The 12,797-nt window shown below is 62.2% G+C and carries 13 protein-coding genes; 7 read left to right on the forward strand and 6 right to left on the reverse strand.

All coding sequences use genetic code 11. The features are described 5' to 3' along the window. Positions 1–237: 237 nt before the first annotated feature. Positions 238–2,568 (reverse strand): catecholate siderophore receptor Fiu, encoded by a 2,331-nt coding sequence (locus AC1Q6X_RS23860; RefSeq protein WP_492498596.1) that lies wholly within the window; start codon positions 2,566–2,568, stop codon positions 238–240. A 296-nt stretch (positions 2,569–2,864) separates the two neighbouring features. Between AC1Q6X_RS23860 and nudC the strand changes: the two genes are divergently transcribed. Beyond that, positions 2,865–3,704 carry an NAD(+) diphosphatase gene (nudC, locus tag AC1Q6X_RS23865; protein WP_492498597.1) on the forward strand — a complete coding sequence of 280 codons (840 nt, stop codon included), beginning with the start codon at positions 2,865–2,867 and terminating at the stop codon, positions 3,702–3,704. A 74-nt stretch (positions 3,705–3,778) separates the two neighbouring features. Further along, positions 3,779–4,345: a GTP cyclohydrolase I FolE gene (folE, locus tag AC1Q6X_RS23870; RefSeq protein WP_034781250.1), complete on the forward strand. Its 567-nt coding sequence runs from the start codon at positions 3,779–3,781 to the stop codon at positions 4,343–4,345. A gap of 45 nt (positions 4,346–4,390) precedes the next feature. Here the strand turns inward: folE and AC1Q6X_RS23875 are convergent, their stop codons facing one another. Then, positions 4,391–5,209 (reverse strand): AraC family transcriptional regulator, encoded by an 819-nt coding sequence (locus AC1Q6X_RS23875; RefSeq protein WP_492498624.1) that lies wholly within the window; start codon positions 5,207–5,209, stop codon positions 4,391–4,393. 193 nt (positions 5,210–5,402) lie between these two features. Here AC1Q6X_RS23875 and AC1Q6X_RS23880 point away from each other — a divergent pair, with 193 nt between their 5' ends. Next, positions 5,403–5,810 carry a hypothetical protein gene (locus AC1Q6X_RS23880; RefSeq protein ID WP_070224790.1) on the forward strand — a complete coding sequence of 136 codons (408 nt, stop codon included), beginning with the start codon at positions 5,403–5,405 and terminating at the stop codon, positions 5,808–5,810. Positions 5,811–5,954: 144 nt separating this feature from the next. Here the strand turns inward: AC1Q6X_RS23880 and AC1Q6X_RS23885 are convergent, their stop codons facing one another. After that, positions 5,955–6,320: a hypothetical protein gene (locus AC1Q6X_RS23885; RefSeq protein ID WP_492498598.1), complete on the reverse strand. Its 366-nt coding sequence runs from the start codon at positions 6,318–6,320 to the stop codon at positions 5,955–5,957. Between the two features lie 325 nt (positions 6,321–6,645). On the opposite strand from AC1Q6X_RS23885, the gene AC1Q6X_RS23890 reads away from it, so the two are divergent. Continuing rightward, positions 6,646–8,292 carry a methyl-accepting chemotaxis protein gene (locus tag AC1Q6X_RS23890; RefSeq protein ID WP_492498599.1) on the forward strand — a complete coding sequence of 549 codons (1,647 nt, stop codon included), beginning with the start codon at positions 6,646–6,648 and terminating at the stop codon, positions 8,290–8,292. A gap of 4 nt (positions 8,293–8,296) precedes the next feature. Here AC1Q6X_RS23890 and AC1Q6X_RS23895 read toward each other — a convergent pair whose 3' ends face one another. Beyond that, positions 8,297–8,722, reverse strand: coding sequence for a hypothetical protein (locus tag AC1Q6X_RS23895; protein ID WP_492498600.1), 426 nt, complete (start codon positions 8,720–8,722; stop codon positions 8,297–8,299). Positions 8,723–8,911: 189 nt separating this feature from the next. On the opposite strand from AC1Q6X_RS23895, the gene AC1Q6X_RS23900 reads away from it, so the two are divergent. Beyond that, positions 8,912–9,610 carry a glutathione binding-like protein gene (locus AC1Q6X_RS23900; RefSeq protein ID WP_230506443.1) on the forward strand — a complete coding sequence of 233 codons (699 nt, stop codon included), beginning with the start codon at positions 8,912–8,914 and terminating at the stop codon, positions 9,608–9,610. A 3-nt stretch (positions 9,611–9,613) separates the two neighbouring features. On the opposite strand, the gene uraH is transcribed toward AC1Q6X_RS23900, so the two are convergent. Both uraH and AC1Q6X_RS23910 read right to left on the reverse strand, forming a co-directional pair. Then, complete coding sequence (gene uraH / locus AC1Q6X_RS23905) at positions 9,614–10,021, reverse strand: hydroxyisourate hydrolase (protein ID WP_492498601.1); 408 nt, start codon at positions 10,019–10,021, stop codon at positions 9,614–9,616. Positions 10,022–10,032: 11 nt separating this feature from the next. Then, positions 10,033–10,527, reverse strand: coding sequence for a GlcG/HbpS family heme-binding protein (locus tag AC1Q6X_RS23910; RefSeq protein WP_070224784.1), 495 nt, complete (start codon positions 10,525–10,527; stop codon positions 10,033–10,035). 138 nt (positions 10,528–10,665) lie between these two features. On the opposite strand from AC1Q6X_RS23910, the gene AC1Q6X_RS23915 reads away from it, so the two are divergent. After that, positions 10,666–11,376 carry a heavy metal response regulator transcription factor gene (locus AC1Q6X_RS23915; RefSeq protein WP_070224783.1) on the forward strand — a complete coding sequence of 237 codons (711 nt, stop codon included), beginning with the start codon at positions 10,666–10,668 and terminating at the stop codon, positions 11,374–11,376. After that, entirely contained in the window at positions 11,373–12,773 is a 1,401-nt protein-coding gene (locus tag AC1Q6X_RS23920; protein ID WP_492498602.1) for a heavy metal sensor histidine kinase, read from the forward strand. Before AC1Q6X_RS23915 ends, AC1Q6X_RS23920 begins: the two co-directional genes overlap by 4 nt. Positions 12,774–12,797 lie beyond the last annotated feature (24 nt).

Consider the following 12,797-nt stretch of genomic DNA (forward strand, 5'->3'; position numbering starts at 1 on the left):
TGGGAATTTGGAACCTAACTTCTTAAGTTGTTGATTTGAGGAAGCTTTTTTGTTGCTTAGATGTTGCAACTTTGCACGTTTGCGCGAAATATTGGACGCGCAAGCGCATCGCTGTATGACTTTTCATACGCTAGTCGCGGCAGGGCGGCGGTGCGCCAAAAAGACAAGATTATCAGGACAATAAAAAAGCCCCTCCGAAGAGGGGCTTGATGTGACGCGATGCGTGTTCTCTAGATGTTAGAACTTGATATTCGCCGTCAGGCTGAACGAATGGGGCTGGCCTGGCGTGTAGCGGAAGCCGGACTTGTTGATGGCTGCCACATAGGTCTTGTCGGCCAGATTGTAGGCGTTCAACTGCAAGTCGAGGTTCTTGTTGACGGTGTAGGTTGCCATGGCGTCGAAGACCCAGTAGGCATCCACGCGGGCCGGCGTACCGACGGCGCCATCGGTGCCGCGCAGCATTTCACCCACGTAACGCGCGCCGCCGCCGATCTTCAGGCCGAAGGGCAGGGTGTACGAGGTCCAGCCCGTGAACGCCTGTTTCGGCGTGTAGCTGAGGTTATTGATGCCGCTGGCCGTGACGACCTTGCCCGACTCGACCTTGGTATTCATGCGCGTGTAGCCGGCGCTGACCAGCCAGTTCGGCATGATCTCGCCCACCATGCCGATTTCGACGCCCTGCACGCGTTTCTTGCCATTCTGATAGTAGATCAGGTCGACGGGATCTTGCTCTACTTCATTTTTCACGTCCGTCTGGTAGACGGCGGCCGACAACGACAGTTTTTGTTTCAGGAAATCCCATTTGGTGCCGATTTCCTTGGTGGTGGTTTCCTGCGGATCATACATCGGATTTTGCGCGCTGCTGGCGCCCGTGCTCAGCGTGAAGTTGGTGCCCGGCGGCGCCTTCGAGGTGGCCCACAGCGCATACACGCTGCTGTCCGGCGTCGGCTTGTACAGGGCCGAGATCTTGCCGTTGGCGAAGGTGTCGTTCAGGGTGATGTGAACAGGAATAGGCGTGCCTACCGGCAGTTTTTGCACCTGGCCTGCGGCGACGGCCGTCTGCAGGGTGACGGAGTCATAGCTGGTGTTGAAATGGTCGAAGCGCACGCCGCCGTTGAAGATCCATTTGTCGCCGAACTTGATGGTGTCGAAGACATAGGCGCTTTGCGTGTTGACTTCGCCTTGGCTGTAGGCGCCGCTGCGCACGGGCTGGTAGCCGGTGACGGGGTCGCGCGGGTTCGGATGGTACAGATTGGCGTCCGGCATGGTGCCCAGGCTGGCAGGCACATAGCTGTAGTTGGTCTGCTTTTCGCTGGTGAATTCGGCGCCGGCCACCACGGAGTGCTTGAGCACGCCCGTATCGAATTGCGCGCTGACCACGGTCTGGTTGGTCAGAATCGTGTTTTCCTGATCCTTGACGGTGCGCAGCGAGCGCGCCAGGGTCCAGGTCGACGGATCGGTGGCCACCGGCGTCTTCAGGTTGGCGGTGCTGCCCATGAAGGCCGTCAACAGGTAATCCTGCTTGGTCTTGCCGTAGCGCGTGGTGTTCTGAATCTGCACGTTGGGCAAGAAATCGTGATCGATGCGCAAGGTGCCCATGTCGGCCTTGACCTTGTCGTGGTCCGCGGTGGAACCGTAGAAATTCTTTGGATCGACCTTGGCGGCGCTATTCAGGAAGGTGCGGATGACCTTGTTCGTCGGCGTGATACTGTCCGGCGTGCTGTAGCCGGGCAGGCCGATGGTGGGCACGAAGCCGTCGGGCACGTTATTTTGATCTACGTGCAGGTAGCTGGCCGTGATGCGCGTCGGCTTGCCGATGCCGAAGGTGACGGTAGGCGCGAAGGCCCAGCGCTTGTTCTTGACTTCGTCGCGCGCCGGATTGCCGCTGTCCTGCGTCATCAGGTTCAGGCGGAAAGCCGTGCCGGAATCGGCGTCGATGATGCGGTTCCAGTCGGCCGTGGCGCGTTTCTGCTTGCCGCTGCCGGCCGTCAGCAGCGAATTGAACTTGTTTTCCATGGTGGCCGTCTTGCTGACCAGGTTGATCGAACCGGTGGGCGAACCGCGGCCGCTGTCCGTGCCCGCCGGGCCCTTCAATACGTCGATCTGTTCGATGTTGAAGACGTCGCGCGAGATGGAGCCCACGTCGCGCACGCCATCGACATAGATGCTGCCCGAGGCATCGAAGCCGCGCATGTAGACGGCGTCGCCCGTGTTCGTGTTGCCGTTTTCACCGAGGAAGAAGGTACCGACGCCAGGCGTGTTGCGCAGCGCGTCCGTCAGGGTCAGCGCGCCTTGCTGTTCGATCAATTCCTTCTTGATCACGACGATGGTTTGCGCCGTGTTGACGAGATCTTCCGTGTATTTCGGCGACGAGGCTTTTTCGGCCTTGAAATCATTTTCCTTCGAGCCCACGACCTTGATTTCGTTCAGGGTTTGCTGCGATGCCGGGGCGCTTTGGCCGGCGGGGTCGGCCGCCTGGGCGGCGACGGGCAGCAGCATCACGGCCAGGGCGGCGCCGATGTGCTGGTTGAAACGGGTTGGGGCGTGTTTGCGGCTCTTGATTGCCATCTTGCTCTCTCGATAAGTTCAGGGTGGTGGTTCCTGGCTGGCTCTGCGCCGCAGTGCTTGGGCACGCGGGCAAGTGGCTGGCGATGGAGACGGAATAGGCGGTATTGTAATAACTGGGCGCTATTTCGTAAATGAGAATCGTTATCAGTATCGTTTACGCAACGGATTGGACTTAGCGCAAAAAAAACATGCGCATGGCTCATGAATGCTTGCTTTGCAGCCCGGGCGCTGCTATGCGCGCAAGCGTTTGGCAGCGGGAGTATGATGAGCAACCTTTACAAATTTCTTCCCAGCACATGCTGCACACGCCCCTTGCCTTCGTCCCCCTGATCGACACGCCCGAACCGGCCCCGGCCGCCACCGAGACGCTGACATTCGTCTTTCACCGCGGGCGCCTGCTGTTGCGTATGCCCGGGCTGACCCTGCCCACTGCCGCCGAGGCGGCCGTGCTCGATATTGACCTGAGCCGCGCCCAGCCCGTGGGCTGGTGGCAGGGCCGCTATTGCCAGACGGTCTGGACGGATGCGGAGTTGTTGCCCGCCGATAGCGGCTTGGCGTATCACGGCATGCGTTCCCTGTTCAACGCCGTCGACGATGACTTCCTTGGCCTGGCCAGCCGCGCCGTGCAGTTGGCCGAATGGGCGCGCACGCACCGCCATTGCGGCGTGTGCGCCACGCCCATGCAGCGCACGCGCGGTGAACGCTGCTTTACGTGCGCCGCCTGCGGCATGCTCGCGTACCCGCGCATTTCGCCCGCCATGATGGTGCTCATCCGCAAGGGCGACCAGGTGTTGCTGGCGATGCATAAAAATTCGCCATCGCAGCGCTTCAGCCCGCTGGCCGGTTTCCTGGAAGCGGGCGAATCGATCGAGGAAGCCGTGCACCGCGAAGTGATGGAAGAGGTAGGCTTGCGCGTGCATAACTTGCAGTACTTCATGAGCCAGTCCTGGCCGTTTCCCCATTCGCTGATGATCGCGTTTACAGCCGATTATCTCGATGGCGAAATTCGCCTCGACGAGAACGAGATCGCCGAGGCGCGCTGGTTCGGCCCCGGCGATGCGTGGCCGGAACCGAGTTCGAGCGTGTCGATTTCCGCGCTGCTGGTCGGCGCGCACCGGCCGCCGGCGCAGTCGTAAAGCTGGGGCTGCTCAGGCAGCCTGCCGCATTTTCTATATACTGGCGGCAATTGAAAATTTTAGGGTGGTTTAGCATGTCTCAAGAAGAATTCTCCGAAAACGACTGGCGCCGGCTGATCAGCAGCCTTGGTGAAGATCCGCAGCGTCCTGGCTTGCTGGAAACGCCGGCGCGCGTGGCCAAGGCGTGGAAGCACTGGACGTCCGGTTATGGCCAGGACCCGGTGGACTTGCTGAAAGCCTTTGAAGATGGCGCGGAACAGTACAACGAGCTGATCGTCGTGCGCGGCATCCCCGTCTACAGCCACTGCGAACACCATCTGGCGCCGTTCTTCGGCAAGGCCACCATCGGCTACGTGCCCAACGGCAAGATCGTCGGCCTGTCGAAACTGACGCGCCTCGTCGATTGCTTCTCCAAGCGCCTGCAAGTGCAGGAACGCATGACGATGCAGATCGCCAATGCGCTGATGGAAGTGCTGGAACCGAAATCGGTGGGCGTGGTCGTACGCTGCCGCCACCTGTGCATGGAAAGCCGCGGCATCCGCACGCCGGGCGAAGAAACCATCACCTCGGCCATGCTGGGCGAGATGCAGCCGAACCTGGCGCTGCGCACGGAATTTCTGGCCCTGGCGCGCGAAGTCTGATTTTCGGCGACGATGCGGGACGAAGGCGGCATATGCCGCCTTTTTTCATGCGCGCCCGGATTCCCGTTCCGCCAGGTAGCGGGCCGGCGGCTTGCCCACGGCCTTGCGGAACATGGTGACAAAACCGCTGGTATTTTCATAACCGAGTTCCAGCGCCACCGCTTTCACGCTGTGGCCTTGCGCCAGCCGTTGCAAGGCCAGGATCACGTGCAGTTGCCGGCGCCAGCGGCCCACGCTCATGCCCATTTCCTCCAGCGACTGCCGGGTCATGCTGCGCTCGCTCATGCCGATGCGGCTGGCCCACTCGGCCAGGGTGCTTTTATCGGCTGGCTGCGCCAGCAGCAGGGCGGCCAGGCGGCGCAAACGCGCATCGCGCGGCATTGGCAAATGCAAGTCTTCCACGGGCGCGACCGCCAATTCGTCGAGCAGGGTCGCCACCAGGCGTTCCTGCGCGCCCTGCAGCGCGATCAGGGTGGGAAAACCGGCCGCCTTGGTGATGAGTTCGCGCAACAGGGGCGAGACAGCCACCGTGCAGCAGACGGCCGGCAAGGCCGGCGCCGTGGCCGGCTCGATAAACAGGCAGTAGCACTCGGCCTCGCCCACGCCCTGCGCCGAATGCATCAGGCCGCCCGGTATCCACACGGCGCACTGGGGCGGCACGATCCACACTCCACTTTCTACTTCGCAATGGATCACGCCCCGCGTGGCATACAGCAGCTGCCCCTTGCGGTGCTGGTGCGGCGCCTGCTCCGCATCCTCTGGCACGCTGGCCAGGCCCACGGCCAGCAAGGGGCGCAGCACGCCGTCGACGTCGAAATCGAGGATGGAGGCATCGTCGTCCAGACCCAGATGGGCCGTCAGCATGCTGGGCAAGAGGGGATGGGGCATGGGATGACTTTGGCTGGATTGAATAATATTGTGGCTATTGTATGCAATGACGTCGGGCGCCGTCATCGGTATCGTATGGCTATCCGCAGCCCCGCTTCAACGGCAACCGCCGCCGCCCGTGTTCTGATGAAGGTGAGGAGAAACGGCAACCCCCTTGAAGGAGTCCTCCATGCAACTCGATATCACCGATTTCCCCCTCGTCTGGATGCGCCGCGACAACGCCGCCAGCGGCCCCGACGATGCCTTGTTCAGCCAGTTCGAGGACTTGCTGGCGCGCCAGCAAGCGTTTGTCATCCTCAGCGAAGAAGGCCTGGACGAGGATGGGCATGACCATCCGCAGGAAGAGCGCAAGCGCGCCGTGCTGTGGATGAAACGGCACAAGGCTGCCCTGCGTGCGTATATCCAGGGCATGGTGCTGGTCGAACCGAGCGCCGCCAAGCGCCTGGCCGGCAAGGCTTTCGCCGTCATGTTCGGCCAGTTCTGGGGCTACCCTTTACACTTTGGCACCAGCCGCGACGACGCGCTCGACATCGCCCAACATTTGCTCAGGGCCTGGCTGCCTCCAAGGGAAAACTAACAACGCCAAGAGCACCTGACAAAACCGTAGCGAGCGGCAGTGATTTGTGGCCAAGAAGCGCAACCGTACTTTTGTACGGGGGCGCCGAGCCGGTGAGCATCGCAGGCCGCAAAGCGCGCCGCGCAGCAGGTTTGGTCAGGTGTTTTAGTAGCGATAGTCGTTGACGAAGTGTTTTGTAAAGTTGTACTTGCTGCCGCCGTCGAGCAAGTCGACCAGGCGTTTCGGCGCCGAGGCCGACATGAAGGCGTCGGCCGCGCCGCCCGTGCTGCGGAACTTCATGCCCGGGCTGAGAATCTGGTTGGCGCCGATCTTCAGGTACTGGAAGCTTTTCGTTTTTTCATTGTTGAGGATGAAGTGCAATTCCTGCTTGAACGTCAGGAAGGGGATCTTCAGCCACCAGCCTTCGTCCGTGCCATAGCTGGCGACGCTGGCAAAATGCGTGTTCTTGTCCGTCAGCGTGGGTTTGCCCAGGCGGTCGTTGATGCGTTTCATGGCTTCATTCTTGGTCATGCTGTGCTTTCGTGATTCAATCGATCTGGCGTGCATTTTGACACACGCCCGCCCTCCACGCCTGCCTTGCCGCTGCCTATCCGCATCCTTTTTTGCTGCAATGCAATATCGCAATGCAACCTCAATTCTCATCAATTGTCGCAACGCATTAACAACACCGGGCAAAAATCATTGCCTCCCGGCATTGTAAATATCGGTCGTTCGAGCGTATGCTGGAGACGTCTGAACGGTGTCGCCAGAGCACCGTCGCCGCCGCATTCCGGGCTTGCCCAGCTGGAAGCGGGCCACGCCCCATCGCCGCACAATAGAGAGTCGGAGACACAGCATGAAGAAATTGACGTTCCAGCAGAAGTTATGGATTCCCCTGATTTGCAGCCTGTTGTGCATCACCGTTATTTTTGTCTACAACGCCCTGGAAATTCGCAAGATCCGCATCGAAGAGCGCAGCGCCGACCTGAGCAATGCCGCCGACCTGGGCCTGGGCGCCGTCAAGATGTTCGGCGACCTGGCCGCCAGCGGCGCCTTGACGCAGGAAGAAGCGCAAAAGCAGGCCACCGCCGTCATCAAGAGCATGCGTTTCGGCGAGACCGGTTATTTGTCCATCATCAATCTCGATGCCGTCGTGGTGATGAATCCCGCCGCGCCGCAAACCAACGGCAAGAACATGTCGGATTTTAAAGATGCCAACGGCACCTATCTGTACCGCGACATCGTTGCCGTCGGCAAGAGCGATGCGGGCAAGGGCTTCGTCCACTATTACTTCCCCCGCCCGGGCCAGAAGACGCCCGAACCGAAGATGAGCCGCGTGGTGGCCTACAAGCCGTGGGCCTGGACCCTGGTGGTGGGCGTGTACATGGATGATATCGATGCGGCCTTCCGCCAGTCGCTGCTCACCTCGCTGGGCGTGCTGGTGCTGGTGTGCGGCCTGCTGGCCGCCGTCGTCGTCGTGATCAACCGCAGCCTGCGCCATGCGCTGGGCGGCGATCCCGAGTATGCGGCCGACGTGGCGGAAAAGATCGCGAATAACGATTTGAGCGGCGTCGTGCGCACGCATGCCAGCGACCGCCACAGCGTGCTGTACGCGATGAAAACCATGCAGGCCAACCTGGTCGACGCGATCAGCGAAATCCGCCACAGTGCCGAGACGATCGCCACGGCATCGAGCGAGATTGCCAGCGGCAATATGGACTTGTCGGCGCGCACGGAAATGCAAGCCAGTTCGCTGGAAGAAACGGCGGCCTCGATGGAGGAGTTGACCTCGACCGTGACGCAAAACGCGGGCAATGCCGTGCAGGCGAATGAACTGGCGCAGTCCGCTTCCGCCGTGGCCCGCCAGGGCGGCGCCGTGGTGGCGCAAGTGATCGGCACGATGGACACCATCAACGCGTCGTCGCGCAAGATCGTCGACATCATCGGCGTCATTGACGGCATCGCTTTCCAGACGAATATCCTGGCCTTGAACGCGGCCGTGGAAGCGGCGCGCGCGGGCGAACAGGGACGCGGCTTTGCCGTCGTGGCGTCGGAAGTGCGCAATCTGGCGCAACGATCCGCAGGCGCGGCGAAGGAAATCAAGGAACTGATCGGCGCTTCCGTCGACAGCATCGCGGCCGGCAGCACGCTCGTCGCACAGGCGGGCACGACCATGGATCAGGTGGTGGCCAGCGTGTCGCGCGTGACCGACATCATGGCCGACATCACGGCCGCCTCGCACGAGCAAAGCACGGGCATCGGCCACGTCAACCAGGCGATCACGGAGATGGACAGCGTGACGCAGCAAAATGCGGCACTGGTGGAAGAGGCGGCGGCAGCGGCGTCGAGCATGCAAGACCAGGCGGCCGTGCTGGCGCAACTGGTGGCGCGCTTCAAACTGTCGGCGCAGGAACCGGGAACGTCGCCGCGCCTGACGGCAAGCTCGGCTGGCGCACCGCGCGCCGTGGCGAAAAAGCCCCTGCGCAGCCTGGCGGCGCGCTAAGTTCCTATTGGGCCGGTGCCGCCGCTGGCGGCGCCGGCTCGAATTCCAGCTTGTCATCGACGACCACGAATTGCCCGACCGGCTGGCCCAGGTCGGCTTTCGGGTCGTTTTCCATTTCCGTCAGCTCATTGCAGGTATTCGTTTCCGCCTGCCACAGCTGCTTGCCCATGCGGATATTCCACAGGCCATCGCCGGCCGCAAACAGCTCGACCTTGATGTCGGCCGGCGCATCGGTGGACAGCGTATGCAGGCGCTGGCATTGCGGCAGGTTGGTGGCCATCAGCTGCACTTCCACGGTGTCTTGCCAAAAATAACGTTGCTGGCGACGCACGGTCAGGGAATGGTCTTGCCCATCGAACATGTAGATGGCGAAGTCCTGGACACAGCCTGACAGCAGGACGGACAGCGTGACGATCAGGAGTTTGCGCATGGTCGGCTTTCTTTGTTTGTGCTCTGGAATGTCGGGATGCCTGCGTGACGGTGCCAGTGGGTGCTTGCCCAGCCTGGACGCCGTCTTGTTTTTCGCTTACGTGGCATTATATCCATGCATATCAGTTGCGGCGCGACAATAGTTCTGCCAAGTTCGCCTGCCCCTACTCATCTACCTGGAAAGACCACGATGATCGACCTGTATTACTGGACCACGCCCAACGGGCACAAAGTGACGATGTTCCTGGAAGAAGCGGGCATCCCCTACAACATCATTCCCGTGCATATCGGCAAGGGCGAGCAGTTCAAGCCCGAGTTTCTCGCCATCGCGCCGAACAACCGCATCCCCGCCATCGTCGACCAGGCGCCGGCGGATGGCGGTGAACCGCTCTCCCTGTTCGAATCGGGCGCGATTTTGCAATACCTGGCCGAGAAAAGCGGGCAATTCCTGCCGGCCGACGTGCGGGGACGTGCCGAGGTCATGCAATGGCTGTTCTGGCAAATGGGCGGCCTTGGCCCCATGGCCGGGCAAAACCACCATTTCGTGCAATATGCGCCCGAACCGATCGATTACGCCATCACGCGCTACGTCAATGAAACGAACCGGCTATACGGCGTGCTGAACAAGCGCCTGGCGGACCGCGCATTCGTGGCCGGCGACACGTATTCCATCGCCGACATGGCGATCTACCCGTGGATCGTGCCGCACGCACGCCAGCGCCAGAAGCTGGAAGACTTCCCGCACCTGGCGCGCTGGTTCGCGGCCATCGCCGCCCGTCCCGCCACCGTGCGCGCGTATGCGCGGGCAGCCGAAATCAATGTGCAGCCCACCGTCAGCGGCGACGCGAAAAGCGTGCTGTTCGGGCAGACGGCGAAGACGCTGGGCTAAGCTTCAGTTTCCGCGGTAGGTGGAAAAGCCGAAAGGGCTGAGCAGCAAGGGAATGTGATAGTGCTGGTCGGTCTTTTCCACGTGGAATTGCACGGGGATTTCCGGGAAGAAGGTTTCCTGTTTCAGCCGCGCATAGTGTTCGCCCGTCTTGAACACGATGCGGTAGTCGCCCGCCTGCATGGGTTGATTTTCCGGATACATGGCCGCGATGCGTCCTTGCGCGTTCGTCACGGCGCTGCCCAATTGTTGCCAAGCATCCCCTTTTTTCTGCTCCAGCGTGACCGTCACGCCCGCGGTCGGCTGGCCGCTCTGCAGGTCGAGGATGTGCACGCTCAAGGGATTGGCGGCCAGCGCCATGCTGGACAGGCTGGCGAAGGCCAGGGTGGCGGTGATTTTTTTCAGATAGGTCATCGTTGTTGCTTTCACAGGGTGGGGGAATCGAGTTCAGGAATGGCGGCCAGGGCGGCATGGGCGCAGGCCCGGTCTTGCAGGGCGCCACCGCCACCGGCGACGCCGATGGCGCCGACGACTTCGCCCTTGGCGCGCAAGGGCAGGCCGCCGCCCAGCAGCAACAGTTCCGGCACGGTCGTCAAATTGGCCATGTCGGGATTGCCGCGCGCGGCCACGGCCAGCGCCTGGGTATCGTTTTTCGTCGACAGGGCCGTGTAGGCCTTGCGCCGGCTGGCGTCCGTGTTGTGCGGCCCGACGCCATCGGCGCGCTGCACGGTCACGACATTGCCGCCACGGTCGAGTACGCTGACGACAATATGCCGGCCTTGCGCCTGGCACGCGGCGATGGCCGCATTCGCCAGCTTGTTGGCCATTGCCAGAGAAAGATCATCGACCTGGCGCAGCTGGGCGTGGGCGGGGCTGGCCAGCAGGTACAGCAGGGTACTGCCGAGTAACAGGGTTTTCATGTGGCTGTCCGTTGATAAGGTGGCGCCAGTATGGTCAGTGTTGCCCTACGAGAAGATGATCGCCGCATGACATTTTTATCATCCGCGGTGCCCGGCGCGCGGCGTAGAATGGTCTTATATTCCCCTTAGAAAGCTGCCATGCGCATCCTGGTCATTGAAGACGAACCGAAGACGGGCGACTATCTGCTGCGCGGCCTGGCCGAGTCCGGCTTCACGGTGAGCCTGGCGCGCAATGGCCGCGATGGCTTGCACATGGCAAGTACGGAGTCACCCGATCTGATCGTGCTCGACGTGATGCTGCCCATCATGGACGGCTGGCAAGTCTTGCGTGCGCTGCGCCTGCAAGAGGGCGGCGCCGACGTGCCCGTGATTTTCCTGACGGCGCGCGACGAAGTGCAGGACCGTGTGAAAGGGCTGGAACTGGGCGCCGACGATTACCTGGTGAAACCATTTGCCTTTGCCGAACTGGTGGCGCGCATCCGCACCCTGCTGCGGCGCGGGCCACCGCGTGAAGACGACGTCATCCGCATCGGCGACATGGAAATCGACGTGATGAAACGCAAGGTCAGCCGGCAAGGCCAGCGCATCGCCCTGACGGCCAAGGAATTCGGCTTGCTGCATTTATTGGCGCGGCGCCAGGGCGAGGTGCTGTCGCGTTCCATCATCGCCTCGCAAGTGTGGGACATCAATTTCGAGAGCGACACCAATGTCATCGACGCGGCCATCCGACGCCTGCGCAGCAAGCTCGACGATCCGTTCGAACCCAAGCTGATCCACACCTTGCGGGGCATGGGCTATGTCTGCGAATTGCGCGCGCCCACGGTGCCTGACAACGGCGCCGCCGCATGAAGCTGGCGGAACTGCGGCGCTCGCTGACCGTGCGCGTGACGCTCGTCTTCGTGCTGATCGTGGCGCTCGTGTCGGCCGGGCTGGGCATGCATCTGTACCGTTCCTTTGTGGCGGAAATCGAGCGCCGCGACGACATTTTGTTGCTGGGAAAACTGCGGCAGATCCAGCAGTTGCTGGGCAATGCCGGCACCCTCGATATCATCCGCGAGCGGCCCCAGTATTTCCGCGACACCATGAGCGGCCAAGAGAATTCCCTGGTGCGCATCGTGCGCGCCGATGGCACGCGGTTGATCGATGTCAATCCGAACAGCGAGAACGTCGCGCATGCTGTTCCCGTGGCCGTCGACGCGCCCGTGACGGCCAGCGACATCGTCAGCTGGACCAGCCGCGACGGTTATCCGGCCCGGGTCGTGGCGGCCAGCGCGCGCATCGGCGAGCCCGCGCAGATGGCCGATATTGCCGTCGCCCGGGTCTACGGCGACCGCACGGCCATGTTCGCCGCCTACCGCTGGCAGATCGTCGTCTCCGTGGCCATCAGCGCGCTGGTGGCGGCGATTCTGGCCAGCGTGATGCTGCTGCGGGGCTTGCGGCCGCTGCGCAATATCGCCGCCCATGCGGCCCTCGTGCGGCCGGGCAAGTTGGGGCAGCAGCTCGAGGCACGCGATGCGCCGACGGAACTGCTGCCCCTGATCCAGGCCTTGAACGCCATGCTGGCGCGCCTGCAGGAGGGGTACGCGCGGCTGTCGCAGTTTTCCGCCGACCTCGCGCATGAATTTCGCACGCCCGTCACCAATCTGCTGGGACAAAGCCAGGTCATGCTGGCCCGCCCGCGCAGCGCGCACGAATATGAACAGCTGGTGTCGTCAAATGTGGAAGAGCTGGAACGGCTGTCGCGCATGATCGACAGCATGCTGTTTCTGGCGCGCGCGCAGCAGGATGAAATGGTGCTCGTCAAGCAAGTCTTGCCCGTGCAGGACGAGTTCTTGCGCCTGGCCGATTTCTTTGAAGGCCTGGCCGAAGAGCGCGAGCTGGCGCTGGCCTGCCACGGCAGCGGCACGGTGACGGCCGAGCCGCAACTGCTGCGCCGCGCGCTCGGCAATTTGCTGTCGAACGCCATCCGCCACGCGGCGCCCGGCAGCACGATTTTAATGCGTTCGCACGCGACCAACGAGGGCGTGGAACTGAGCGTAAGCAACCTCGGCCCCGCCATCCCCGCGCGCCATTTGCCGCACCTGTTCGAGCGCTTCTACCGCGCCGACCCGGCCCGCAGCGACTCGGCCGCTTCCACGGGATTAGGGCTGGCCATCGTCACGGCCATCATGCAGTTGCATGGCGGCAGCGCGACGGTCGCATCCGACGCTGCAGCCACGACATTTACCTTGGTTTTCCGGGCGTAATATTGATGGTGGTGGTGTCGGATT

The organism is Janthinobacterium sp. GW823-FHT06H09 (genome assembly GCF_058794735.1).

Excerpts from the sequence above, each read along its gene's own strand:
- AC1Q6X_RS23860 (WP_492498596.1), bottom strand. The coding sequence starts at position 2,568 with ATGGCAATCAAGAGCCGCAAACACGCCCCAACCCGTTTCAACCAGCAC.
- AC1Q6X_RS23890 (WP_492498599.1), top strand. The coding sequence starts at position 6,646 with ATGAAGAAATTGACGTTCCAGCAGAAGTTATGGATTCCCCTGATTTGC.
- AC1Q6X_RS23875 (WP_492498624.1), bottom strand. The coding sequence starts at position 5,209 with ATGCTGACGGCCCATCTGGGTCTGGACGACGATGCCTCCATCCTCGAT.
- AC1Q6X_RS23885 (WP_492498598.1), bottom strand. The coding sequence starts at position 6,320 with ATGACCAAGAATGAAGCCATGAAACGCATCAACGACCGCCTGGGCAAA.
- nudC (WP_492498597.1), top strand. The coding sequence starts at position 2,865 with ATGCTGCACACGCCCCTTGCCTTCGTCCCCCTGATCGACACGCCCGAA.
- AC1Q6X_RS23910 (WP_070224784.1), bottom strand. The coding sequence starts at position 10,527 with ATGAAAACCCTGTTACTCGGCAGTACCCTGCTGTACCTGCTGGCCAGC.
- AC1Q6X_RS23920 (WP_492498602.1), top strand. The coding sequence starts at position 11,373 with ATGAAGCTGGCGGAACTGCGGCGCTCGCTGACCGTGCGCGTGACGCTC.
- folE (WP_034781250.1), top strand. The coding sequence starts at position 3,779 with ATGTCTCAAGAAGAATTCTCCGAAAACGACTGGCGCCGGCTGATCAGC.
- AC1Q6X_RS23895 (WP_492498600.1), bottom strand. The coding sequence starts at position 8,722 with ATGCGCAAACTCCTGATCGTCACGCTGTCCGTCCTGCTGTCAGGCTGT.
- AC1Q6X_RS23880 (WP_070224790.1), top strand. The coding sequence starts at position 5,403 with ATGCAACTCGATATCACCGATTTCCCCCTCGTCTGGATGCGCCGCGAC.
- AC1Q6X_RS23915 (WP_070224783.1), top strand. The coding sequence starts at position 10,666 with ATGCGCATCCTGGTCATTGAAGACGAACCGAAGACGGGCGACTATCTG.
- uraH (WP_492498601.1), bottom strand. The coding sequence starts at position 10,021 with ATGACCTATCTGAAAAAAATCACCGCCACCCTGGCCTTCGCCAGCCTG.
- AC1Q6X_RS23900 (WP_230506443.1), top strand. The coding sequence starts at position 8,912 with ATGATCGACCTGTATTACTGGACCACGCCCAACGGGCACAAAGTGACG.